Source organism: Colwellia sp. MB3u-41 (genome assembly GCF_014076845.1).
Lineage (GTDB): Bacteria > Pseudomonadota > Gammaproteobacteria > Enterobacterales > Alteromonadaceae > Colwellia_A.
The window spans coordinates 247,985-272,296 of sequence record NZ_JACGUT010000082.1; the positions used below are offsets into that span (position 1 = coordinate 247,985).

At 39.0% G+C, this 24,312-nt stretch carries 19 protein-coding genes and 1 tRNA gene; 4 read left to right on the forward strand and 16 right to left on the reverse strand.

The features are described from left to right. Positions 1-2: 2 nt before the first annotated feature. The 15 genes from murG to H4J73_RS14980 form a co-directional block, all read right to left on the reverse strand. The gene (murG, locus tag H4J73_RS14910) at positions 3-1,112 is read right to left on the reverse strand and encodes an undecaprenyldiphospho-muramoylpentapeptide beta-N-acetylglucosaminyltransferase (protein WP_182177113.1); all 1,110 of its coding nucleotides are present in this window, start codon (positions 1,110-1,112) and stop codon (positions 3-5) included. After that, positions 1,099-2,394, reverse strand: a complete 1,296-nt coding sequence (ftsW, locus tag H4J73_RS14915; protein ID WP_182177114.1) for a cell division protein FtsW — start codon at positions 2,392-2,394, stop codon at positions 1,099-1,101. Before ftsW ends, murG begins: the two co-directional genes overlap by 14 nt. Continuing rightward, positions 2,394-3,812, reverse strand: coding sequence for a UDP-N-acetylmuramoyl-L-alanine--D-glutamate ligase (gene murD / locus H4J73_RS14920; RefSeq protein ID WP_182177115.1), 1,419 nt, complete (start codon positions 3,810-3,812; stop codon positions 2,394-2,396). Before murD ends, ftsW begins: the two co-directional genes overlap by 1 nt. Before the next feature lie 44 nt (positions 3,813-3,856). Next, the gene (gene mraY, locus H4J73_RS14925; protein WP_182177116.1) at positions 3,857-4,939 is read right to left on the reverse strand and encodes a phospho-N-acetylmuramoyl-pentapeptide-transferase; all 1,083 of its coding nucleotides are present in this window, start codon (positions 4,937-4,939) and stop codon (positions 3,857-3,859) included. Continuing rightward, positions 4,933-6,345 carry a UDP-N-acetylmuramoyl-tripeptide--D-alanyl-D-alanine ligase gene (murF, locus tag H4J73_RS14930; RefSeq protein ID WP_182223630.1) on the reverse strand — a complete coding sequence of 471 codons (1,413 nt, stop codon included), beginning with the start codon at positions 6,343-6,345 and terminating at the stop codon, positions 4,933-4,935. Before murF ends, mraY begins: the two co-directional genes overlap by 7 nt. Further along, the gene (locus tag H4J73_RS14935) at positions 6,342-7,925 is read right to left on the reverse strand and encodes a UDP-N-acetylmuramoyl-L-alanyl-D-glutamate--2,6-diaminopimelate ligase (RefSeq protein WP_182177118.1); all 1,584 of its coding nucleotides are present in this window, start codon (positions 7,923-7,925) and stop codon (positions 6,342-6,344) included. Before H4J73_RS14935 ends, murF begins: the two co-directional genes overlap by 4 nt. Beyond that, on the reverse strand, positions 7,918-9,696 hold the full coding sequence (locus H4J73_RS14940; protein ID WP_182177119.1) for a penicillin-binding transpeptidase domain-containing protein: 1,779 nt from the start codon (positions 9,694-9,696) through the stop codon (positions 7,918-7,920). The genes H4J73_RS14935 and H4J73_RS14940 overlap by 8 nt, the downstream gene beginning before the upstream one ends. Continuing rightward, positions 9,696-10,007 carry a cell division protein FtsL gene (gene ftsL, locus H4J73_RS14945; RefSeq protein WP_259366602.1) on the reverse strand — a complete coding sequence of 104 codons (312 nt, stop codon included), beginning with the start codon at positions 10,005-10,007 and terminating at the stop codon, positions 9,696-9,698. Before ftsL ends, H4J73_RS14940 begins: the two co-directional genes overlap by 1 nt. Positions 10,008-10,023: 16 nt before the next feature. Further along, positions 10,024-10,965: a 16S rRNA (cytosine(1402)-N(4))-methyltransferase RsmH gene (gene rsmH, locus H4J73_RS14950; protein ID WP_182223629.1), complete on the reverse strand. Its 942-nt coding sequence runs from the start codon at positions 10,963-10,965 to the stop codon at positions 10,024-10,026. Positions 10,966-11,072: 107 nt separating this feature from the next. Then, on the reverse strand, positions 11,073-11,531 hold the full coding sequence (mraZ, locus tag H4J73_RS14955) for a division/cell wall cluster transcriptional repressor MraZ (protein ID WP_182177121.1): 459 nt from the start codon (positions 11,529-11,531) through the stop codon (positions 11,073-11,075). Between the two features lie 256 nt (positions 11,532-11,787). After that, positions 11,788-12,657, reverse strand: a complete 870-nt coding sequence (locus H4J73_RS14960; protein WP_182223683.1) for a sulfite exporter TauE/SafE family protein — start codon at positions 12,655-12,657, stop codon at positions 11,788-11,790. Between the two features lie 12 nt (positions 12,658-12,669). Next, complete coding sequence (locus tag H4J73_RS14965; protein ID WP_182223628.1) at positions 12,670-13,155, reverse strand: YcxB family protein; 486 nt, start codon at positions 13,153-13,155, stop codon at positions 12,670-12,672. A 91-nt stretch (positions 13,156-13,246) separates the two neighbouring features. Beyond that, complete coding sequence (gene parC / locus H4J73_RS14970; RefSeq protein WP_182177123.1) at positions 13,247-15,556, reverse strand: DNA topoisomerase IV subunit A; 2,310 nt, start codon at positions 15,554-15,556, stop codon at positions 13,247-13,249. Positions 15,557-15,696: 140 nt separating this feature from the next. Continuing rightward, positions 15,697-16,998, reverse strand: a complete 1,302-nt coding sequence (locus H4J73_RS14975) for a GGDEF domain-containing protein (RefSeq protein ID WP_182177124.1) — start codon at positions 16,996-16,998, stop codon at positions 15,697-15,699. Continuing rightward, the gene (locus H4J73_RS14980; RefSeq protein WP_182223627.1) at positions 16,998-18,905 is read right to left on the reverse strand and encodes a GGDEF domain-containing protein; all 1,908 of its coding nucleotides are present in this window, start codon (positions 18,903-18,905) and stop codon (positions 16,998-17,000) included. The genes H4J73_RS14975 and H4J73_RS14980 overlap by 1 nt, the downstream gene beginning before the upstream one ends. Before the next feature lie 183 nt (positions 18,906-19,088). Here H4J73_RS14980 and H4J73_RS14985 point away from each other — a divergent pair. After that, positions 19,089-19,165: transfer RNA gene (locus H4J73_RS14985), tRNA-Arg, on the forward strand. A gap of 282 nt (positions 19,166-19,447) precedes the next feature. Here the strand turns inward: H4J73_RS14985 and H4J73_RS14990 are convergent. Continuing rightward, complete coding sequence (locus H4J73_RS14990; protein WP_182177126.1) at positions 19,448-19,588, reverse strand: hypothetical protein; 141 nt, start codon at positions 19,586-19,588, stop codon at positions 19,448-19,450. A 311-nt stretch (positions 19,589-19,899) separates the two neighbouring features. On the opposite strand from H4J73_RS14990, the gene tkt reads away from it, so the two are divergent. The 3 genes from tkt (at position 19,900) to H4J73_RS15005 (ending at position 24,258) form a co-directional block, all read left to right on the forward strand. After that, on the forward strand, positions 19,900-21,888 hold the full coding sequence (gene tkt, locus H4J73_RS14995) for a transketolase (RefSeq protein WP_182177127.1): 1,989 nt from the start codon (positions 19,900-19,902) through the stop codon (positions 21,886-21,888). Between the two features lie 113 nt (positions 21,889-22,001). Further along, entirely contained in the window at positions 22,002-23,039 is a 1,038-nt protein-coding gene (gene epd, locus H4J73_RS15000) for an erythrose-4-phosphate dehydrogenase (RefSeq protein ID WP_182177128.1), read from the forward strand. 40 nt (positions 23,040-23,079) lie between these two features. Next, the gene (locus H4J73_RS15005) at positions 23,080-24,258 is read left to right on the forward strand and encodes a phosphoglycerate kinase (RefSeq protein ID WP_182177129.1); all 1,179 of its coding nucleotides are present in this window, start codon (positions 23,080-23,082) and stop codon (positions 24,256-24,258) included. Positions 24,259-24,312: the final 54 nt, after the last annotated feature.

The window sequence follows — 24,312 nt, forward strand, 5'->3', positions numbered from 1 at the left end:
ACTCATTTAGGAACTAACTCCGCGCAAGTATTCGCAACACAATGCGTTGCATCAGCGTGAGCAGCGTCATGCGCGGCTTTCACCATAGATTGCACAACACTGTCAGAAACAAATAGGCTGTTAAGCATTTGCGCTAAAGTTGTTCCGTTAAATTCTTTTTGTGGTAATAATTTTGCAGCACCACGAGAGACTAAATACATCGCATTTTTTGTTTGATGGTCGTCAACAGCGTGTGGAAGTGGCACAAATATAGCGGGTTTAGCCGCCATCGCTAATTCTGAGACCGTTAGGGCACCCGATCGACAAACAACGACGTCAGCCCACTGATAAGCAGCAGCCATATCTTCAATAAATTCTGTTACTTTTACTTTGTCTGCTGACAAGCCAAATTTTTTATAACTTTCAAGTACAGCCGTTTGATTATCACGACCTGTTTGATGCCACACATCAATATTTTGCAGCTGGATCTGCTTTAATGCCTGTGGCACTGTATCGTTTAAAATTTTAGCGCCAAGGCTACCACCCACCACTAGCACTTTTTTACTGCTGCTAGGGTTTGTGGGAACAACCGGCGTTAAGGCGGTTATTTCTTTGCGTAACGGGTTACCAACCACTTGAAAAATGACATTACTTGCAAAAGCACTAGGGAATGCGCTTAAGACTTTTGTTGCGATCTTCGCTAAGTAACGGTTTGTCATGCCAGCAACCGCATTTTGTTCATGTAGCACTAAAGGAATATGCATTAACCATGCAGCAAAACCGCCTGGTCCACTCGCATAACCGCCCATACCTAGGACAACATCAGGCTTTATCTTACGTAATAACCTAATTGACTGTAAAACTGACTGTAATAATTTAAACGGTATTTTAACGCGCTCAAATAAACTTTTATTGCGAATACCCGCAATATTAATAAAAGAAATGTCGAAGCCGTGTTGCGGAACAATGGTTGCTTCCATACGCTTTTCAGTACCAAGCCAATGTATCGTCCAGCCTTGTGCTTTTAGCATTTCTGCAACGGCTATACCGGGGAAAATATGTCCACCCGTACCACCAGCCATCACTAATAAAGTAGGTGATTTCTTGCTAGTTTTTTCTTCAAATCCAGTCATATTGTTCACCCTCCTTATCATGTTCTGTTTTGGGTTTTTCTGCTGTTTTATTGTTCAAGTTATTTTTCTTTATTTTGCTTTTTTTTAATTTTTTCTTAGTGGTTGCCTGAATACTTTGCAAGCGGATCTCATGATCAATTCTCATTAAGATAAACACCGCCATTGTCATGACTATCATCGAGCTGCCACCGTAACTTAACAACGGCATAGTTAAACCTTTCGTAGGTACTGCGCCGACACTAGCCCCGACATTAACCGCTGCTTGAAAGCTAATCCAAATACCAATAGCGTAAGCGAAAAAACCTTCAAAATATTTTTCTTTTTGTAAAGCAATTCTGCCAAGTAATAGTGCTTTAACCACTAACAACATGCTCAATAATAAGATCACGCTTATACCAACAAAACCAAATTCTTCTGCTACAACTGCCATCACAAAATCAGTATGTGCTTCAGGCAAATACTCTAATTTTTGAATGCTATTGCCTAAACCTTGCCCAAATATTTCACCACGGCCATACGCCATTAATGACTGTGTTAATTGATAACCACTACCAAAAGGGTCTTCCCACGGATCTAAAAAGCCAGTAACACGCGCCCAACGATAAGGAGAAAAATAAGCGAGCGCGGATAATAAACTAATGCCAACGCCAGATACACAAGCAAATTGCCAAAGTTTAGCGCCCGCTAAAAATAGTAAGCCGAAAGTAGTCACAAACATCACAATAATGGTGCCTAAATCGGGTTGCATTAATAACAATGCGCCGAGTACACCAAAGACAATCAGTGGTTTAGCGAACCCTTTCACGTTTTCCATAACTTCATCGCGACGACGTACTAAGTAAGCCGATAAATAGCAAAAGAAAAACAACTTTGCTGGCTCTGCCGCTTGCAGGGTGATCGGCCCAACAACAATCCAGCGTGTTGACCCATTAACAGTTCGACCAATCACTAAAACCACCATTAAAAGCAAAATACCCACGAGCAACAAATGCCCACTGTGTTTTTGCCAAAGGCTCATTGGTATACTCATGGTAATAAAAGCAACCATAAGGCTTATACAGATATAGATAAAATGACGTTCTATAAAGTGGAATGGGTCATTAAACAATCGCTCTGCAACTGGCATTGATGAACTTGCTACCATGATTAAACCAATCATATACATACTGATCGCAAGTAATAAGTAGCTACGATCAAACGTCGCGCTACTTTGACTTTGCTCTATTAATAACCATTGTGGCAATTTTATATTATCGAGGCGCGATAAAACGGATGTAGGCATTAGTTCACCTCTCCCAATAATTGAGCTTTACTTTGTAAAGCAATATTATTAACGGCGTTAACAAAAACATCGCCGCGCTCAGCAAAGTTTTTAAACATATCAATGCTGGCACAAGCAGGAGAAAGTAACACGATATCACCAGATTTAGCGATATCACCTAACGTATTGACCGCTTCTTCAATACTGATAACTTGAGTATTTTTTGTTTGAGCTTGCTTTGCTAACAAAGCAATCTCATTACCGTCTTTACCTAAGGTAAAAACGTGTTCTACATATTTCGCTATAACCGCTTGTAAAGGGGAAAAATCAGCACCTTTACCTTCGCCACCTGCAATAACATATAAGTTATTCGTTGCAGACATCATTGCAGCTAAGCCTTCTATTGCCGCCAATGTTGCCCCCACATTGGTTGCTTTAGAATCGTTAATCCATTGGACATTTTTATAGGTTGAAACGAGCTGACAGCGATGTTCTAAGCTTTTAAATTCAACAAGATGTTCTACCATTTCGTTTATAGACCAACCTGCACAGTGTCCCAAGGCTAATACGGCCAAACAGTTCAATGCATTATGTAAACCTGCTATTGGCAGCTTATTCACACCAATAATCGCTGTTGAGCCAAACATACATTGTGTTTGCCCATCAATGACATCAAGTCCAAAGTGACCTTGCGTTGCGGGCCCACTTCCAAATGAAATAACATGTTGCACGTTACCCTTAACATGAGTGTTTACATCGTCACGATTAATAACAGCTGTTTGACACTGCGGGTATATACCTTGTTTTATTGCTATATAATTTTCTAAGGTTTTATGACGATCTAGATGGTCATCACTAATATTTAATACCGCTCCTGCAATCGCTTGCATACTGCGTAACGTTTCTAATTGAAAACTAGAGAGTTCTAAAACTAAGCAGTCGAGTAATTTTTTTGATTGGTCAAGAACAGGGACGCCAATGTTTCCACCTAATTCAACTTTTTTACCCAGTTTTTGTCCAATAAAAGTTAATAAGGAAACAACAGTAGATTTACCATTTGACCCCGTAACCGCGAGAATGGGCGTATTATTGTTTTGACAATAAAGCTCAACGTCACCTGCGACAATGGTATTTTTATTTATCGTACCAGCGATATCGGCAATATGGGTATCAATACCTGGGCTGACTAATAGAATATCGGCTGAAGCGATAAGCACTTTGTCCCATCGACCTAAAATTAACGGTATTGATGGAAAATCTTGTTTGAAAACATCAACATTCAACGCGTTTTTTCGACTGTCATTTACCGAGCATGTTAGGCCATTTTCTTTTAAATAACGCACACAAGACAACCCTGTTAATCCTGCACCGAGGACAACAATTTTTTTGGCTGTTAACTGCGCTAATGCTAGCGGAGCTTGTGAGGTTTCTTGTGTCATTTTATACTTTTATACCTATATTTTTTCACTGAGTTAATAAATAATTAACGAAGTTTTAATGTTGCTAAACCAATGAGTACTAACACTAACGAGATGATCCAAAAACGGACAATAACTCTAGGCTCTGGCCAGCCTTTTAATTCGTAATGATGGTGAATAGGCGCCATACGGAAAATACGTTGACCACGTAATTTGTATGATCCAACCTGTAAAATTACCGACACCGTTTCCATCACAAAAACACCGCCCATAATAAACAAGACTAATTCTTGACGAACTAACACAGCGATAACACCTAAGGCGGCGCCCAATGCTAAAGAGCCGACATCGCCCATGAAGACCTGTGCTGGATAAGTATTGAACCAAAGAAAACCTAAACCTGCACCCACAATAGCGGTACAAACAACAACGAGTTCACTTGCCATGGCTATATGAGGTATATGTAAATATTCAGAGAAATTTGCATGCCCTGTCATGTAAGCAAATATCGCAAATGCGCCGGCAACCATTATTGTTGGCACTATCGCTAAGCCGTCTAAACCGTCGGTTAAATTCACCGCGTTACTTGTACCTACAATGACAAAATAAGTCATTGCCACATAGAAAATACCCAGTTGAGGTAAGACATCTTTAACAAAAGGAATAAGGAGACTCGTTTCTTCTGGACTTTGTGCAAGAGAATATAAAAACAATGCGGTCGCTAAACCCGCGACAGTTTGCCAAAAATATTTCCAGCGAGCGATTAAGCCATTGGCATCTTTTCGGATAACTTTTCTGTAATCGTCAACAAAACCAATAATGCCAAAGCTGGTGATAACAAACAGCACGACCCAAACATAGGTATTACTTAAGTCTGCCCATAACAAAACACTAACGACAATCGCCGCTAAAATTAAAATCCCGCCCATGGTTGGCGTACCCGTTTTGACCAAATGGCTTTGGGGACCATCGTCACGAACCACTTGACCCACTTGCATATTTTGTAAATAACGAATCAGTTTAGGGCCAAAGTATAAAGAAATAATTAACGCTGTTAAGGTACTAACAATGGCACGAAACGTCAGATATGAAAAAACATTAAAAAAACTGTAATACTGTGTTAAATATTCACTTAGCCAAACTAGCATGAACTTTTCTCCGATGAATTGTGTTCTAAAGTTGACGAAGAGAGATCTGCATTTTTACGCCAGTTAATAATATCTTGCACTACATTTTCCATACGGGCGCTACGTGAACCTTTAACTAAAATAGAGATCGTTTGTTGTTCATTTTCCAACAAAGAAATTAAGCAACACATTAATGGTGTTCTTTCACTGAAGTGGTGTCCCTGAAAAGCATCTGCTGAGCTTTGACTCAACACACCAATGGTGAGTAATTCATCAATTTTACAGTGTTTAGCATACTCGCCCACTTCTTGATGATAACCACGCGCTTGCGCGCCTAATTCACCCATATCACCCAAAATAAGGATGCGACGACCAGAATAACTTGCCAGTAAGTCGGTGGCGGCTTTTATTGATTCAACATTCGCGTTGTAAGTGTCATCAATTAATTTAAACGTTGGTGTTAACTGATGTAAGTTCAATCGCCCTTTCACTGTCAACATTTCTGCCAGGCCCAAACGAATATCATCAAGGCTTGCACCAAATTCTAAAGCAATGGTTGCTGCCGCTACGGCATTACAAACATTGTGTTTACCGGGCACTGTTAATTCAATAAATGTATTGCCGTAATAGGTATGTAAAGTGAAGCTTGCACAACCGTTATCGTCGAACACCGCATCACTAGAAAAGCAGTCAGCGGCTTGTTCGCAGGAAAATGTTCTCACCTTTTTATCGGTTAAGCGCCATTGCCATTTATTAGCCAATTTACAATCTTGATTATAAAGTGCCACGCCATTACTGTTTAGCCCTTCGAAAATCTCACCTTTAGCGCGCGCAACACCAGATAAATCGCCAAAACCTTCTAAATGAGCCGCCGCAATATTATTAATAATGGCGACATCAGGCTTCACTAATGCTGTGGTATAAGCTATTTCACCCATGTGATTTGCGCCTAATTCAACAACGGCAAAGTCATGTTGTGGTTCAAGACGTAATAAAGTCAATGGCACGCCAATATCATTATTAAAATTACCGTTTGTTGCTAATACTTTGCCTAAACGCGACAAAATAGCAGCGACCATTTCTTTAACCGTGGTTTTACCGCTACTACCAGTGATAGCAACCGTTTTAGGAGCAACTTTTTCTTTTACATAAGCCGCTATTTTGCCTAATGCTATGTAGGTATCGCTTACAATAATTTGAGGGATGTCAATTTCACATTGATGATCAACAATAACGGCTTCACAGCCGAGTAAAATGACCTGTTCAAGAAAGCGGTGAGCATCGAAATTAGGTCCTTTTAATGCAAGGAACAATTCACCTTTAACTAAAGCTCGGCTATCAGTATTGATACTATTAATAGTAATATCTTTTCCAACAAGCTTGCCATCAACGGCCAGCGCTATTTCAGCTAAGCATAATGGGATCATAAAATAGCTCCGACAATTTCATTTTTTTGTTGGTAACGTTCATAAATTGATTTGATAAATTCACGTTCGTTATAGTTAATTTTTTCTTTACCCGCAACGATATACTCTTCATGGCCTTTACCGGCAAGCAAGACCATGTCATCAGCTTTAGCTTTTGCTAATGTGGCTACAATAGCCAATTCACGGTCAAGTAAAACGGTAACATCCTCAGGTTTAATACAACCTGCAAGCATATCAACGACAATATCTTCAGCTTGTTCTGTTCTTGGATTATCAGTCGTAAACACGAGATGGTCAGCACACTTTTCCGCGGCTTGCGCCATCAGTGGCCGCTTACCTTTGTCTCGGTCACCACCGCAGCCAAAAACCACCCATAAATCGCCGATACAATGATGACGACAAGCATCTAATGCACTTTTCAAAGCATCAGGTGTATGTGCATAGTCAACGATAGTGGTCGCCTTTTCATGGGCTTTGAAGGTTTCCATACGTCCAACAATGGGGGTTAACGATTTAACCGCAACGGCTATATCACTTAATAAGATATTTTTGCTCATTAAAACAGCAATAGCAGCAAGTAAATTTTCAATATTGAAATCGCCAATTAATACACTTTCAATTTTTTGTTCACCCAGATGCGTATTCAGTGTGAATTTAACACCACTCGCATCCGTTTTAATATTGCAAGCTTGTGCATAAGCTGAAAATTTCGAAATAGCTAACGATTTACCATAAACAATAGTAGTTTGTTTATTTGACCAATGGGCTAACCAATACTGAGCTTGCTCGTCGTCACCGTTTATAATCGCTATTTGCGCAGCATCATGGCTAAAAATCTTGTATTTAGCGTTAGCATAGTTGGCCATTGTTTTATGGTAATCAAGATGATCGCGTGACAAGTTAGTAAATACCGCAATATCGAGTAAGTTGGACATAACACGTTGCTGTTCAAGCGCATGAGAAGATATTTCCATAGCCACATTTTTGCAATGGTCAGCCGAAAACTCAGCCATTAACTGATGCAACTGTGTCGCAGCTGGTGTAGTGTTCTCAACTGCTTGTAGTGATTCAATTTGTCCAGCGCCATTCGTACCTATAACAGCCGTTCTTTGTTGGCAGCTCGCTAATAATTTTGAAATTATTTGACTGGTACTGGTTTTGCCATTCGTGCCAGTAATACCTATTACTGTCATCGTTTGTTGTGGATTTTGATAATAAGCTTTTGAGAAAGCAAAAAGTTGTTCATTGAGCTTATAAAAATAGACTTGTGGTATTTTTTTGGCTGAGTCTGCTTTGGTTAGATAAACAATCTGACCATGCTGCGCTGCATCTGTGCATTCAGCGATAACGAAAGCCCCCTTTAAAGAGACGGCATTAGCAATGTAATCATTGCCATTTTGCTGACTTCCTATCACCGCACAAAACACGTCGCCTGCTTTTAATTTACGCGTGTCGTTAACTAAATCGCCCAAGCTAAGAGGAAAGTCTGTTTGTTCTGCCAACCGTTCTGTCGGTAAATTAAACGCCTTTAAAACAGCAAAAAATTTCGTTTGGCTCAATGAAAAAGTAAAATCAGGCATCTGCTTGCTCCTGTTTCGCTTTCGCTACCAGTTTACCTTTACTTTCTGTCGGTCTATTTTCAGCAACACGTTTTGCGTCAGGTGCAATATTCAATACCCGTAGTGCGCCCTTCATGACTCTTGAAAAGACAGGAGAAGCGACTTCACCGCCGTGGTATAAATCACCGCCAGGTTCATTGATCACCACCACAACAACAATAGCGGGATCAGAAATAGGCGCCATACCCGCAAAGAGTCCAACGTACTCATTACCGTAACCACCCGCAAAAGCTTTAATAGCAGTGCCAGTTTTACCACCAACACGATAACCTTCTACTTTAGCATTTGAAGTATGTTCATCAACAACGTGCTCTAGCATCCCTACAACTTCTTGACTAGATTGCTGCGAGAAAACACGTACATCACGTAGCGGTATAGTATCAAGGGTACCTTGCTTAATAATAGTCAGTGGTTTTTTAATACCGCCATTAGCTAATGTTGAATAAAACCTTGCCAGTTGTATAGGAGTAACAGCAACCCCATGCCCCCATGACAAAGTGGCTAGTTCAAATTCAGACCAACGATGGCGATTATGCATAATACCAGAGCTTTCACCGACCAAGCCCACGCCAGTTTGTTCGCCAAACCCTGCATCAAAAAACTTATTAAGTAAAAATTCTTTTGGTACAGAAAGGGCTAACTTAGTGGTACCCATATTTGATGAATGCACTAAAATATCAGTAACACTTAATTTTCCACGGTTAATCGTATCACCTACACGACGTCCGCCTAAGCGCATCCAACCTGGGCTGGTATCAATAATGCTATCCGCTTTAACTGAGCCGAACTCTAATGCAGTTAATGCGGTTAATGGTTTTAAAGTAGAACCTGGCTCATAAAAGTCGGTAATCGCTCGGTTTCGAAAACGATGAATTGCCGTATTTCGGCGATTATTAGGATTATAAGACGGGCTATTAACCAATGCTAAAATTTCGCCCGTATGAACATTCGTAACAACAACGGACCCTGACGATGCTTTAAATGCTTTTACGGCACCTTTCAATTCTTTGTAAGCAATCGCTTGTATTCGTTGGTCAATACTTAATACGATATCTTTAGGCTGAGTAGATGCTTGTTCAGAAAGAATTTCTATTTTGCGACCTTTCGCATCTTTACGGTATTTTTTTTCACCATCGGTACCGGTGAGTAATTGATCATAAACATGTTCAACGCCCTCAATACCTTTATCATCAACATTGGTAAAGCCCACAACATGAGCACTAATTTCTCCTGACGGATAAAAACGTTTTGATTCTTTACGTAAATGAATGCCCGGTATTTTAAGTTCTTTGATATATTTAGCCATAGCGGGCGACACTTTACGTTCAACGTAGACAAATCGTTTGCTTGGATTTTTAATGATCTGTTCAGTCAATTTATTTACATTACGCCCTAAAACATCAGCAAGTGCTTGCCAATGTTCTTTCATTGCGAGGGCATTATTTTCCATAACTATTTTAGGATCAGCCCAGACGGTTTCAACAGGTACACTTATTGCTAATTCACGGCCATTACGATCGACAATTGAACCTCGTTGTACCGTATGAGCTGCCGTGCGTAATGAACGCATATCCCCTTGTTTTTTCAACATGTCAGGTTCAATGATTTGAATATATGCACTACGGGCCAGTAATCCCACATAGACAAACACAATTAAGCCTAGCACCACGTAAAAACGCCATGCCACCGAAATTTGCTGTTTGTCTGGTTGTTTCTTCACTAACTTGCTCATTATAGTTGAATGATGACTTCCGAATTAATATTCGGTCTTTTCATCTGTAATAATTTACTGGCTTTGCTTTCTATTGTGCTGTGCTCAGCTAGGCTGTTTTGCTCTAATAATAAATTCCGCCATTCAATATCTAATTCATCTCGCTCTGTTAATAATATTTCCAAACCACTGGTGGTTTGACGATTTAAATGGGTAAAGTAAATCACCGAAAATGCTGACATCACGACCACCAGCAACAACAAATATGTAAATATATATCGTTGAATGTCATAAAGAATATCAAGTGGCAGTACCATTTTCGAGTTTGCCATAACTATAACAACCACATTAATGCGGTAATCTCATTGCAACCCGCATGACTGAGCTTCGTGAACGTTTATTTTCTTCCACTTCACTTTCACTAGGTTTTAGTCTTCGACCAATCAAGGCTAATTTTTTACCTTTATTGAGTTCCTCTTCACTAATAGGTAAACCCCGAGGAACTTTCTTTCCTTGAGAGTGCTTTTTCATAAACTGCTTCACAAGGCGGTCTTCTAAAGAATGGAAGCTAATGACCACTAAACGGCCATTTTCAGCAAGTACGGAAAGCGATGCAGCCAGCACTTTTTCAATTTGCTCTAACTCACTATTAATATAAATGCGGATAGCTTGAAAGCTACGTGTCGCGGGATGCTTTTTGATTTCGCGTTGTGGCGCAGTCGTTTGAATAATCTTCGCTAATTGGCTGGTACGGGTATAAGGTATTTCTTCACGAGTATCAACAATTGCGTTAGCAATTCGCCAGGCATGCTTTTCTTCACCGAAGGTACGTAGTACCCAAGTAATGTCTTCAACATCAGCCACCGCTATCCATTCGGCAGCTGTTTGACCCCGTGTAGTGTCCATACGCATATCCAGTGGGCCATCTTTCATAAAGCTAAAGCCACGTTCTGCTTCGTCAAGTTGCGGCGAAGACACGCCTAGGTCAAGTAAAATACCGTCAACTTTTTCAAGTAACTGATGTTTTTCTGCAATGCTTTCTAAATCAGCAAAACCTTCGTGCTCAATAGTAAATCGAGCATCATCAGCAAATTTCTCAGCCGCTTTAATCGCGGTGAGATCTCTATCAATAGCGATGAGTCGCCCATTTTCAGAAAGCTGAGAAAGAATAAGCGCTGAATGGCCGCCTCGGCCAAAAGTGCAGTCGATATAGGTACCATTGGGGTTAATAGCGAGTCCGGCTACTGCTTCGTCAAGCAATACCGAGATATGTGAATTATCTAATTTCATTTTGGGTAACACCATCTTACTGAATACCAAGTGATCAATTCGGTATCGGGTTTATTAACTATTTTTAGTTTTAATTTTAATTTTAATTTTAATTTTAATTTTGCTATTTACAGTGATAAGTCTAACAAGCGGTCAGTCAACTCAATTTCACCTGACTGAATTTGGCTAATGCCTCTTTGCATTTGCGCTTGCCATGCATTTTCACTCCAAATTTCAAACTTTTTCAATTGTCCAACCAGCATCACACCTTTTTCTAAATTGGCATGAAGACGCAACGGACCATTAATCAATAAACGACCACTCTTATCAATTTCACAATCAGAAGCATTACCTAAAAGTACTTGCTGTAACAATCGCTCTTGTGAGTTCATGCTAGACAAACTACACAATTTCAATTCTATTTCTTCCCATTCAGGAAGCGGGTAAAGGAGTAGGCAGGGATGTTGAATATCGACGGTACAAACCATTTTTCCTTGGCAATCAGCAAATAGCTCTTCGCGGTACTTGGTCGGTACCGTGATTCTATTTTTGCTGTCGAGCGTAATTGCGCTAGTGCCTCTAAACATAATCCTGCTTTATTATTTTAGTAATCCCTTAAGATCCACTAATTCCCACTTATTCCCACATTGATGTAGTTTAGTGAGAAAAGTAAAGCCATGTCAAGCAAATATTAGTATAAATGAAAAGGCCTAACACCAATAAAATTAAGGCTTTGAGCAAAGTTGATGAATTTGTGGGGTTTTGTGGATCATCACCCCAATATCTGCGTTAAAATTAATTTTTAAGCTGTTTTTGAGGAAAACATAGGCAGTTAGCGACCACTTACGTGATACCAACCAGCCCTATTATTAACAACCAAAAAGCGAAGAATAATTTCAACTTAGTTGCGGAGAAACGGGTGACTAACGTCTTAGCAAAAATGCCACCAAGCACCGCGCCAGGGCCAGCAAAAATGACGACTTGCCAGTAAACGTCAAATTGAATAAAGGTATGCTGCCAAATAGCTGCCCACACTGTAAAAGCTGAAACAATTACCGCTGCGGCAACCGCCAAGCTGATATCAAAACGGCGTAAAATCAAATATATGGCCAACAACTCACCTACGCCTACTGATAACCAAGCGGTTAACGCACCGCCAAAAAAACCTATTGTTATTAAGGCGAGCCAATCAAAAAGATAAAGTTGGCTGCATTCGCGATGCGCCTTTAAAAAGAACACCGTAACAATAATAAATACCCCAAGTACCAAAGAAAACCAGCTAAAGCTTTGATATAAAGAGGATGGTGATGTGATTTGGTTACCATAAACCCACCAAATTCCAACAATTGAGCTAGCTGTGGTGATGCTAATAATACGTTTAAAACCTTGCCATAAACGTAATTGCGTTTTTTCATGCTTATAATGAAACCACCACGTGAGGGCACCTGCGGTCATACCAAAACATTGAATAGCAAAGCTAGTCGCTATCGATTGTTGTTCAGTAAAGTTGAGTTGATTAAACAATGGAATAAAGACAACACCACCGCCCGCACCTGTCGAATTCGCAAAAATAGCGCCAAGAACCCCCATAAAACTAAATACCCCATATTCATTGATGCTTTCAAGTATTAACGGAGACAGAAAAAGCATGCCAAGCCAGATAGCAATAAAGGTAAAAATGAAATTAGGATTGTTTAAGCGAAGGAAACTCATCAATAATGAATGCTAGCTTTGCTGATCAAGTTTTTCAGTTAGGAATAAAATCGCGGCTGCTGATAAGTTTTTATTAGAGATATAGCTGCGCCCTTTAGCGTGTTTTATTAACCAACCCAGCTGGGTCGTTTCAATGAATAGCACATCAGGCCACAATAACGTTAGGCTGGCATAAAATGATTTACTCACAATCCCCTGTTCATCTATCGTCAAGTCAACATTACCTTTTGCTGCTTTACTGAGCATTTGGCGCATAACCCACCAAGGTTTTTGATAATAAGTACTCACAGCTTCGAGAATACCTACAGCAAAAACAAACCAAGCGACATAGGGATTCATTTGCGTAAACAACACCAATAACATGCCCGCAATAGTTAAAGCGATTGATTTTTTATAAGCATTAATAGGGGTAACAATGACAACAGATTCACTAAAACATTCTTGAAAGTGTGCTTTGTCTAGTTCGTAAGTTGTTGAGTAGGAAAACGGCTGCGACATAGTGGTTATAAACTCAGATAAAATAATGGTGTTATTTTACCTGAGTTTCTCTCAAATGATGAAGTAAATAGTCATTAATAGTCGTGACTATTTACCCTTCTTCATTGAATGTTGGATTAACAACGTCTAACGTGATGTTTACTTCTGCAATCATATCAACTTCGACCCGATCAACACGTTGTAATCCTCGTGGTAATTTGTTGCCTCGACGACCGCGTTCCCCAAAGTAATGTTCAACATCACTCGGTTTAAGGGTTAATTTACGTTTACCCGCATGTAACGTTACTGAACTGTCAGCTGAAATTACGTTAAGTAACGAAACAAATTCTTCACGACTTTTCGCTCGAGCAGCAGATATATTAATAATTTTATTACCTTTACCTTTGCTTAATACCGGTAGGTCTTTGACAGGAAATACCAACATTCTACCTTCAGACGTAATAGCGAGTACTAACATATTGTCAATATTGGTGATAGGTAATGGTCTATTCACTTTAGCGTTTGCTGGCAAGCTCAGTAATGCCTTACCATTTTTATTACGACTGATCATGTCAGAAAATTTCCCAACAAAACCATAACCAGCATCACTACTGAGTAAGTATTTACTTTCATCACTCGCCATTAAGCTCGTGACGAAGGTTTCACCTGTTGATAAGCTAAAACGGCCACTTAAGGGTTCACCTTGGCTTCGTGCGGTCGGTAAGGTATGCGCATCGGTTGTATAAGCACGCCCCGTTGAATCTATAAAAACTACCGGATTATTACTGCGCCCTTTTGATGAGCATAAATAACTGTCCCCTGATTTATAACTCAACGCTTCGGGTTCAATGTCATGACCTTTAGCACAACGCGCCCAACCTTTGTGAGACACAACAACAGTAACCGCTTCACTGGGCACTAAATCTTTTTCAGAAAGTGCTTTGGCTTCACTGCGTTCAATAAGTACCGAACGACGGTCGTCACCATATTTTTCAGCGGCTTCTTGAATTTCCTTTTTCATCAGCGTGTTCATACGCGCTGTTGAATTTAAGATTTTTTCAAGATATTCACGCTCTATATTAAGCTCAGCTTGCTCTGCTCTTATTTTTATTTCTTCAAGTTTAGCAAGTTGACGAAGCTTAATTTCTAATATTGATTCAGCTTGACGTTCTGATAAATCAAAACGGGAAATTAATTCCTCTTTTGGTTTATCAAAATTTCGGATAATTTCAATAACTTCATCAATATTTAAATAGGCGATTAACAAACCGTCTAATAAATGCAAACGTGCCAAAACTTTGTCAAGACGATACTGTAAGCGACGACGAACGGTTTCGCGGCGATACTCAAGCCACTCAGATAAAATTACCCGCAAGTCTTTTACAGCAGGTTTATTATTTAAACCAATCATATTTAAGTTAACACGGTAACTTTTTTCTAAGTCGGTACTTGCAAACAAATGATTCATTAGTTGTTCTATATCAACGCGATTAGAACGAGGAATAACAACTAAACGTGTTGGATTTTCATGATCAGATTCGTCACGTAAATCTACCACCATGGGTAATTTTTTCGCGTTCATTTGCCCGGCAATTTGTTCGAGTATTTTTCCTCCCGAAGCTTGATGAGGTAAAGCAGTAATAACAATATCACCCTGCACTACTTCATAAATTGCACGCATTTTTATGCTGCCTTTACCGGTACGATATATTTTTTCAATATCGGCTTTAGGGGTAATTATTTCAGCATCTGTAGGGTAGTCAGGCCCCTTTACATATTCAAGTAAATCACCAATTTCTGCTTTAGGTTGCTCTATAAGATGAACACAGGCATTGGCAACTTCACGTACATTATGAGGCGGAATATCAGTAGCCATCCCCACCGCAATACCTGTAATACCATTTAATAATATATGCGGTAAACGAGCGGGTAAGGTTTTAGGTTCATTCATGGTACCGTCAAAATTGGGTGTCCAATCGACAGTGCCTTGCCCTAATTCAGCCAATAATATTTCACTAAAGCGTGATAGTCGTGATTCTGTATAACGCATCGCGGCGAACGATTTTGGATCATCCGGCGCCCCCCAGTTTCCTTGTCCATCAACCAATGGATATCGATATGAAAACGGCTGAGCCATTAGTACCATCGCTTCATAACAAGCAGAGTCGCCATGTGGGTGAAATTTACCCAACACATCGCCAACAGTACGCGCTGATTTTTTATATTTGGCGTTAGCAGACAAGCCTAATTCAGACATGGCATAAACGATACGTCTTTGTACAGGCTTTAAGCCATCGCCTATATGTGGCAAAGCTCGATCCATGATCACGTACATCGAATAGTTTAAATAAGACTCTTCGGTGAATTGTCGAAGTGGCCGCTGTTCAATACCTTCTAGGCTAAAATTAAGCGCGTCTGACATGAATTAATTCCTGAGTTGTCACCCTGTTAAGCGATAGCCCTAAAGGTGACTTTGATTATTATTTTTAGATTGTATTCGCTGAGCTCTAGCTTATATGATTATACGAGAGGGGAAAATACTTCTTTAGCAATATGTCTAAATTAGTCGTTATTATCTTGAGTTTGATCCTTAAACTGACAAACTTGATTGCGACCATTGCCTTTAGCAGAGTACATTGCTATATCAGCAGCATTAAGTAAATCGTCAAAATTTGGCGCAACTTGCTCCAAACAAGCGACACCGATGCTTACAGTGAGATTTTGTTTAATGTTAAATTCAGACAAGTCTTTGTTTGCCACTTTTTCGCGTAAACGCTCAGCTATAGCTTTAGCTTCAGCACAACCGACACCAGGTAAAACCCCAACAAACTCTTCGCCGCCTAAACGAGCAAACAGATCCCGAGAACGCATAGTTTCACTACCTAACTGGGCAATTATTTTAATAATTTCGTCACCAACATCATGGCCATAATTGTCGTTTATATTTTTGAAAAAATCTATATCAAGCAAAATAACACTTAAGTTTTTTTTTGCATCTGTTGCTTTACCTACCGCTTGAGCACCCTTTTCAAATAAAGTACGTCGGTTGTATAAGTTCGTTAAACTGTCAATTTTTGCTAAATACCTTAATTTTTTCTTCGCTTTGATTTGTCTAAATAAAAGTATAAGAAAAACAATAACAGTAATAAGCAAAATTGAAATATTACGTTGTTGGGCAAACTTTTTATTTTCTGCGGCAATAATGTTTAAACGTTTAATTTTATTTTGGTTGGCTAATAGTTCATTCTGTTTAATTTTTTGATCTGTGGCATAGGTTTTATTCAGATCTTTGATCTTTTCTGCTCGGGTCCCATCAAAATATTGATAACCATTTCTTATATATTGTTTCTTATAATCGAATGCTTGCTTAAAATCTTTCTGAGCAGAGAAAGACTTAGCTAAAATAAGGTTTACTTCTGAAAACTCAGGTAAATACAACTGTTTTTCGGGAATTTTATCTCGTAAAACCAATGTTTTTTCAAGCCAAATTATTGCCTGTTTGTCCTTGTTTGAGTAGTGTTCGATTAAACCATGTATAAAAAATATTAAATATTTTTCTGCAGCGTTAAAGGTTGAGTTAATATCTTCGAGTTGCAATAAAACATCTTCAACTTTAGCGGTATTCGTTGTAGATTTTTGTTGTACGAGAGATAACAAAGATAAAATTCGGTCATTAACGGGTAGAAGTTCTTTATTGTCTAAAATATTTTCGGGACCTGCTGATACGCTTAAACTATTATTTTCTTTATCGCTTACTTCATCCGCACCTAAAAAAGGCCGAGCTATTGCAGAAAATGCAGCACTTGCAAAACAAAGGCTCAGCAAGAAATTCTTTGAAATACCCATGAAAAAAGTATATCTCATTAAAAGTACACCCTGTTTTTACCTAATTTTTTCGCTTGATACATATTAATATCCGCATCTTTTATGAGTTGAGCAAAGCTTTTATCATTTTCTCTTTGGTTAGAAGATATACCAATACTTACTGTAACACCTGCAAGGTCTTTACAAGACCAGACTTGATTATAAATACTTAAGCGCAACCGTTCAGCAATCTCGTAAGCACTTTGTGATGACGTATCAGGTAACAAAATAATAAATTCTTCACCACCAAAACGGCCAAAACTGTCATTTTTACGCATAATACTATTTGCTAACTCAGCAATATTTTTAAGTATTTTGTCGCCAGTATTATGTCCGAAATCATCATTGATTGCTTTAAAGTTATCAACGTCAAGCATAAGTAAACTAAAAAAACTTTGTTCTTTTTTTGCGTGAATAAGCATTTGTTCGCCCAATTCCATTAAGCGTCGGCGGTTAGCAACGCCGGTTAAATCATCTACTTGGCTAATGCGAACTAAATGTTTTTGACTTTGTACCATTTTAAACAAAAACCAGGCTAGTGATAATACGATCAAAGCCACAAAAAAAATCAAAAATTGTAAGTTTTTTTCATGGTAGGTTACATCGCTCAGTTGTATTATTTGTACAGAACGCTCCTGCTCAAGAATTTTATTTTTTAGGTCTGCTTGTTTACTTTCATAACGTAGCCTAAGTTCTTCAACCTTTTCCATATTTACGTTTAACTGATCGTTAAATAAACGAGTGAGATATTGGGACTGTTTTTCGTAAGCTTGTTTATATTTTTCTTTTTTATAATAAATTTCAGACTGCAAATACATTAAATTATAATGTGAAAAGGTATTTTTAGTTTGACTGTTTCGTGCTAATAATTTTTCAGAAATGTCTAAACTTTCAAGTGCTTCATCGTAGCGTTCCATTGCTTCAAGTACGTATGCCTTGTTTACATTAAAATACAATAACGCGTTATGCTGCTGTACGCCTTTAAGGTACTTTTCTGCAAGCGTAATATACTGATAGGCAACGTCTAAATCAGGCGTTTTTTTCATAGCGTGCGACATAGATAAACGCGTGTAAACACCACCAATAAGTTCGTTATTACTTAATTTACTCGCGCTCTCTATAACTTCTTCAAACAAGGGAATCGCTTGTTCATAACGATTTTCTTCCATGTGATTTATCGCTATATTTTGTAAACTATTTAGCGCATAAAGTTCCATGCCTGCTTTTTTATAATGTTCATAAGATGCTTGGTAAAATTTTACTGATTTTTGAGAATTAAACATATAAGAGTATAAAATACCCAACTCACTATTAACCGACCCTTTAAGCTCCTCATTATCGAGTGTATTCGCAATGACCAAAGCATTATTGAGCATAGTTAGTGATTTTTCGAATTGTTCTGTTAAGTAATAAACCGCGCCTAAATTTATAAAGCCATCAGCAATAAATTTTTCGGCATCTAGTGATTCAGCGACCTCTAAACCATTCAGATAGTTTTCGACCGCGCCATTAGCATCACCTAAGCTTTCTAAAGAAAAACCACGTAAGTAAGAAAGTTCTGAAATTAAAAGGGTTGGACTAGTTAAATGCTGTGCAATTTTTAGCCCTTGAGACGCTGCATTATGCGCTAACCTATACTGCGAGGTTTCAATATATATTTCTGCCATTACTTGAAAATATTTCACCTGATTTTCAACAGTAAGCACATTGATATTTGTTTGATAAGAATCTAGCAGCGCAAGTGCACCGGCAATATTGGTATTTTGTAAGTGTTCAACGCGTTCTACAAAAAAGATGAAGTCACTATTTATTTTTTCATCGTTGGCAAATGTTTGCATGGATATGAATAAATAATTAATCAAGAACCAAAAAATAAAGGTAACTTTTTTGTAACGTTTATTTAACAAATTCAACCTCTTATTTATAGTTTCTATGATCCTTAGATCAACTTATCTTGCAGTATAAAACGATTTAAACCGAATAATAAACCGTTATTTGTAATTAATTATTTTTCATTTATGTCTATAAAAAATAAAACTAGAACAACAACAAGTTTTAATATAAATTAGTAACGTTTTCAGTATTATAAAGTCCCTGTAGCTCAGTTGGATAGAGCAAGCGCCTCCTAAGCGCTAGGTCGGACGTTCGAATCGTCTCAGGGACGCCACCTCCAAAGTATGCAAATAATTTTAGCCAAGCATTGGCCGTAATTCTTATTTTGCATGAATATGTTAATAGCAAGATTAGTCGAGCTATTTACGCAGTTTTCTTGAACAACAAACTAATAATTCATTGAAGTACATAAATGCATTTATACTTTGAAAGCAGACTAATTGGAAAATTCAGGTTGCTTTCTACTTCGCTGTAACCCTGAATACCCCCTATATTTCAAACATAAAAAAGCCTCGTAAAACGAGGCTTCTAAAATATATACGCCCACCATCAAATATTATTCACTGGTTGACTTTTCTACTGTAACATCCTTGTCTCCTACGATTGAGTTACTACTCAATGCTGCTGAAACAGCTAATACGATTACCGCAAAAAGCACTGTCGTCAGCTTAATTCCTCGTGAAGATGACCTGTTCATAAATGTTCCTGTGTCAGGTGTTTTTGTTGTTATTTTGACATCTGTACAAAACTCAACCAATCTATACGATTAATATCGACAATTCAACCATTTATCAGCAATCAATTTTGATGAAATAGAAACGCCCTCCAATTACATCGTGTTAACATTAGTGTTGTTTTTAGTGATTTAATCTAACTAATATTAAAAAAAACACTTATTTGCATAATATCGTTTGCAGTTTAGTGGTGGTCTAGGCGAAAATGGCACCACTTTCACCCTCATATACTTAGTTAATATAAGTATAAATATAATAAAGATTTGGAGTCAATATGCCGTCTCGTCAAGAACTGGCCAATGCAATTAGAGCTTTAAGTATGGATGCCGTACAAAAAGCGAAATCCGGACACCCTGGAGCCCCAATGGGCATGGCAGATATTGCCGAAGTATTATGGCGCGATTTTCTCAAGCATAACCCAACTGATCCGAACTGGACTGACCGCGATCGTTTCGTTTTGTCGAACGGTCATGGTTCAATGCTTATATATTCTTTATTACACTTAACCGGTTATGAATTACCGATTGAAGAATTAAAAAACTTCCGCCAATTGCATTCTAAAACACCTGGGCATCCAGAATATGGTTATACCCCAGGCATAGAGACAACGACAGGCCCGTTAGGTGCTGGTATTTCTAATGCGGTTGGTATGGCAATAGCTGAAAGAACACTTGCCGCACAATTTAACCGTGATGGTCACAATATTGTTGATCACTTTACGTACTGCTTCTTAGGCGATGGTTGTTTGATGGAAGGTATCTCTCATGAAGTATGTTCATTAGCCGGTACCTTAGGCTTAGGCAAACTTGTCGCTTTTTGGGATGACAACGGTATTTCAATTGACGGTAAAGTTGAAGGTTGGTTTACTGATGACACTCCTGCTCGTTTTGAAGCTTATGGCTGGCACGTAATAAGCGTTGACGGTCACGACTCAGCAGCTATAGCAGCAGCTATATCAGCAGCTAAAGCCGTCACTGATAAACCTTCAATGATTTGTTGTAAAACGATTATTGGTTTTGGCTCACCTAATAAAGAAGGTACACATGATTGTCATGGCGCACCATTAGGCGATGAAGAAATTGCAGCGACACGTAAAGCGTTAAATTGGCCACATGCCCCTTTTGAAATTCCAAGCGATGTTTACGCTGAATGGGATCAAAAAGAAAAAGGTCAATCAAGCCAAGTTGCTTGGAATGACCAATTTTCAGCATATCAACAAGCTCATCCAGAACTTGCCGCTGAATACGAGCGCAGAGTTATTAAGGGTGATTTACCATGTGACTTCGAAGAAAAAGCCAGTGCCTTAGTGCAAGCTTGCCAAGATAAAGGCGAAAATATTGCTTCACGTAAAGCGTCGCAAAATACTATTGAAGCTTTTGGCGCTATCTTACCTGAATTATTGGGGGGGTCTGCCGATTTAGCGGGGTCTAACTTAACGTTATGGTCAGGTTCAAAAGGTATTGAGAAAGACGCTGCGGGTAACTACATCTATTACGGTGTGCGTGAATTTGGTATGAGTGGTATTATGAATGGCGTTTCATTGCACGGTGGTTTCATCAACTACGGCGCAACGTTCATGATGTTTATGGAGTATGCGCGTAATGCGGTCCGTATGTCTGCCTTAATGGGTATTCAAAATATTTTTGTCTACACGCATGATTCTATTGGTCAAGGTGAAGATGGTCCTACACACCAACCAATCGAACAGTTAACTAATTTACGTACGACTCCGAATATGGATACTTGGCGCCCGTGTGATGCAACAGAATCTGTTGTTGCATGGAAGTCAGCAATTGAACGTAAAAATGGCCCTACGTCATTAATATTCTCTCGCCAAGGTTTAGCTGCGGTAGCACGTAACAATGAGCAAGTAGCAAACATTGCCAAAGGCGCTTATGTATTACAAGACTGTGACGGCACTGCTGACGTAATTTTAATTGCGACCGGCTCTGAAGTTTCTTTAGCGCTTGATTCAGCAAAACAATTAACCACTGAAGGTAAAAAAGTACGCGTAGTCTCTATGCCTTCTACCAACACTTTTGATGCTCAATCAAACGAGTACAAAGAATCGGTATTACCTTCATCAGTGATAAAGCGTGTTGCTATAGAAGCGGCGCACACTGATTTTTGGTACAAGTACGTTGGTTTTTCTGGCGCTGTTGTCGGTATGACAACCTTTGGTGAATCTGCACCGGGTAACGTATTACTCGAGCATTTTGGCTTCACTGTTGCAAACGTTGTTAAAACAGTAAACCAACTTTAAGTATTAACCAAAGTCTATAAGCTAACACCCTTAAGCGACATCAATCATCGCTTAAGGGATTGTTACTTTTATTAATATCATAAATAATACTATCAACCTATGCCAATAAACTTATGTCTGTAAACATTGCTATCAATGGCTTTGGTCGAATTGGCCGAAGTGTAGCTCGTGCTTTATATGAAAATGCTGATAACAGCTATTTAAAGCTTGTTGCTATTAATGAGGTTGCCGAGCCAAAAGGCATCGCCCACTTACTAAAATACGATACCACCCATGGTCGTTTTCCTTTTTCAGTTGAGTTAATCGATGATCAATTAGTGATTGCCGGTGATGTAATAAAACTGAGTCATGAGAAGTCACTTGGCGATATGCCATGGAAAAAAAATAATATTGATATCGTCCTTGATTGCACCGGTAAATTTGCTAATCAACATGATGGAAATATTCACTTAAGTCAGGGGGCTGGTAAAGTACTTTACTCTTACCCTGGAGAACAAGACGTTGATGCCACCATTATTTATGGAATTAATCATCGTCAGCTCAGTGAGAAAGATAAAATAGTTTCAAACGGCTCCTGTACAACAAACTGTATTGTCCCTGTGATAAAAGTAATTGATGAAGCTTTCGGCGTTGAAAGTGGCAGTATTACCACTATTCATTCCTCTATGCATGATCAACAAGTTATCGACGCTTACCATCCAGATTTGCGCCTTAGTCGGGCAGCAAGCCAATCTATTATTCCGGTTGACACAAAATTGGCGGCAGGCATTGAAAGAATACTACCCAAATTTGCTGGGCGTTTTGAAGCGATTGCCGTTCGAGTGCCTACTATTAATGTTACCGCGATGGATTTAAGCTTAACCTTGTCGACTGATGTTGATATTAACGCGATTAACCAAGCGATTATTGCTGCCCAAAATAATGGCTTACAGGGTATTTTAGGTTATACCGAAGAACCACTGGTTTCTGTAGATTTTAATCACGACCCACATTCTTGCATTGTAGATGGTAACCAAACGCGTGTTAGCCATAAACGTCTAGTTAAAATGCTGGTGTGGTGTGATAACGAATGGGGCTTTGCCAATCGCATGATAGATACAGCAAAAGCCATGGCAAAAGATATTCAGCTTAAAAAAATAAGAACGATATAAATACCCGCAACTTTAAAATTTATTCAATAGGAAACAGCAAATGTCAGTAATTAAAATGACCGACTTGGCACTCGCCAATCAACGAGTTTTGATCCGAGAAGATCTCAACGTACCTGTTAAAGACGGAAAAATAACCTCTGATGCTCGATTAAGAGCAGCTTTACCTACCCTTAAACTCGCTTTAGAAGCGGGTGCAAAAGTAATGATCATGTCTCACCTTGGTCGACCAACAGAAGGTGAGTACAACGAAGAGTTTTCTTTACAGCCCGTCGCTGACTATTTAGCAGCTACATTAAATGCTCCAGTACGCTTAGCGAAAGACTACTTAAACGGCGTTGATGCAAAAGTCGGTGAATTAGTTGTTTTTGAAAACATTCGTTTTAATGTGGGCGAAAAGAAAAATGATGATGTTTTGGCGAAAAAATTAGCGGCACTTTGTGATATTTTTGTTATGGATGCTTTTGGCACCGCTCATCGCGCGCAAGCGAGTACACACGGCGTAGCAAAGTTTGCCCCTATCGCTTGTGCCGGTCCTTTATTGTCAGGTGAATTAGAAGCGCTTGGAAAGGCACTTGATAACCCTGCACGTCCTTTAGTGGCGATTGTTGGTGGCTCTAAAGTCTCAACAAAATTAACGGTGCTAGAGTCGTTAGCTAATATTGTTGACCAATTAGTGGTTGGTGGTGGTATTGCGAATACCTTTATTGCCGCAAATGGTCATAATGTGGGTAAATCATTATACGAAAAAGATTTGCTTGATGAAGCGAATCGCTTAACAGCACAAGCAAAAACAAATAATGGTGATATTCCGGTACCTACCGATGTTATTACTGGCACAGAGTTTTCAGAAACAGCCATTGCAACAATAAAATCTGTGAATGATGTGACTGATGAAGATATGATTTTTGATATCGGCCCAGATTCAGCACAAGCATTAGTTGAGATAATCAAAAATGCTGGCACTATTGTCTGGAACGGACCGGTAGGTGTTTTTGAATTTGACCAATTTGGTCGCGGCACCGAAACTATTGCTAAAGCTATTGCTGAAAGTTCAGCTTTTTCCATTGCCGGTGGTGGTGATACTTTAGCGGCTGTTGATAAATATAATATCGCCAACAAAGTCTCTTATATTTCAACAGGTGGCGGTGCTTTCTTAGAGTTTTTAGAAGGTAAAAAACTTCCTGCTGTCGCTATTTTAGAAGAACGCGCTCAGTCGTAAGTGATTATCTACAAAAAAAACAACTAATTAATGTTATTCAAGCCCTGATTTATT

Bases quoted from the DNA above. Each gene is read 5' to 3' on its own strand.
- murG (WP_182177113.1), bottom strand. From the start codon at position 1,112: ATGACTGGATTTGAAGAAAAAACTAGCAAGAAATCACCTACTTTATTA.
- ftsW (WP_182177114.1), bottom strand. From the start codon at position 2,394: ATGCCTACATCCGTTTTATCGCGCCTCGATAATATAAAATTGCCACAA.
- murD (WP_182177115.1), bottom strand. From the start codon at position 3,812: ATGACACAAGAAACCTCACAAGCTCCGCTAGCATTAGCGCAGTTAACA.
- mraY (WP_182177116.1), bottom strand. From the start codon at position 4,939: ATGCTAGTTTGGCTAAGTGAATATTTAACACAGTATTACAGTTTTTTT.
- murF (WP_182223630.1), bottom strand. From the start codon at position 6,345: ATGATCCCATTATGCTTAGCTGAAATAGCGCTGGCCGTTGATGGCAAG.
- H4J73_RS14935 (WP_182177118.1), bottom strand. From the start codon at position 7,925: ATGCCTGATTTTACTTTTTCATTGAGCCAAACGAAATTTTTTGCTGTT.
- H4J73_RS14940 (WP_182177119.1), bottom strand. From the start codon at position 9,696: ATGAGCAAGTTAGTGAAGAAACAACCAGACAAACAGCAAATTTCGGTG.
- ftsL (WP_259366602.1), bottom strand. From the start codon at position 10,007: ATGGCAAACTCGAAAATGGTACTGCCACTTGATATTCTTTATGACATT.
- rsmH (WP_182223629.1), bottom strand. From the start codon at position 10,965: ATGAAATTAGATAATTCACATATCTCGGTATTGCTTGACGAAGCAGTA.
- mraZ (WP_182177121.1), bottom strand. From the start codon at position 11,531: ATGTTTAGAGGCACTAGCGCAATTACGCTCGACAGCAAAAATAGAATC.
- H4J73_RS14960 (WP_182223683.1), bottom strand. From the start codon at position 12,657: ATGAGTTTCCTTCGCTTAAACAATCCTAATTTCATTTTTACCTTTATT.
- H4J73_RS14965 (WP_182223628.1), bottom strand. From the start codon at position 13,155: ATGTCGCAGCCGTTTTCCTACTCAACAACTTACGAACTAGACAAAGCA.
- parC (WP_182177123.1), bottom strand. From the start codon at position 15,556: ATGTCAGACGCGCTTAATTTTAGCCTAGAAGGTATTGAACAGCGGCCA.
- H4J73_RS14975 (WP_182177124.1), bottom strand. From the start codon at position 16,998: ATGAGATATACTTTTTTCATGGGTATTTCAAAGAATTTCTTGCTGAGC.
- H4J73_RS14990 (WP_182177126.1), bottom strand. From the start codon at position 19,588: ATGAACAGGTCATCTTCACGAGGAATTAAGCTGACGACAGTGCTTTTT.
- tkt (WP_182177127.1), top strand. From the start codon at position 19,900: ATGCCGTCTCGTCAAGAACTGGCCAATGCAATTAGAGCTTTAAGTATG.
- epd (WP_182177128.1), top strand. From the start codon at position 22,002: ATGTCTGTAAACATTGCTATCAATGGCTTTGGTCGAATTGGCCGAAGT.
- H4J73_RS15005 (WP_182177129.1), top strand. From the start codon at position 23,080: ATGTCAGTAATTAAAATGACCGACTTGGCACTCGCCAATCAACGAGTT.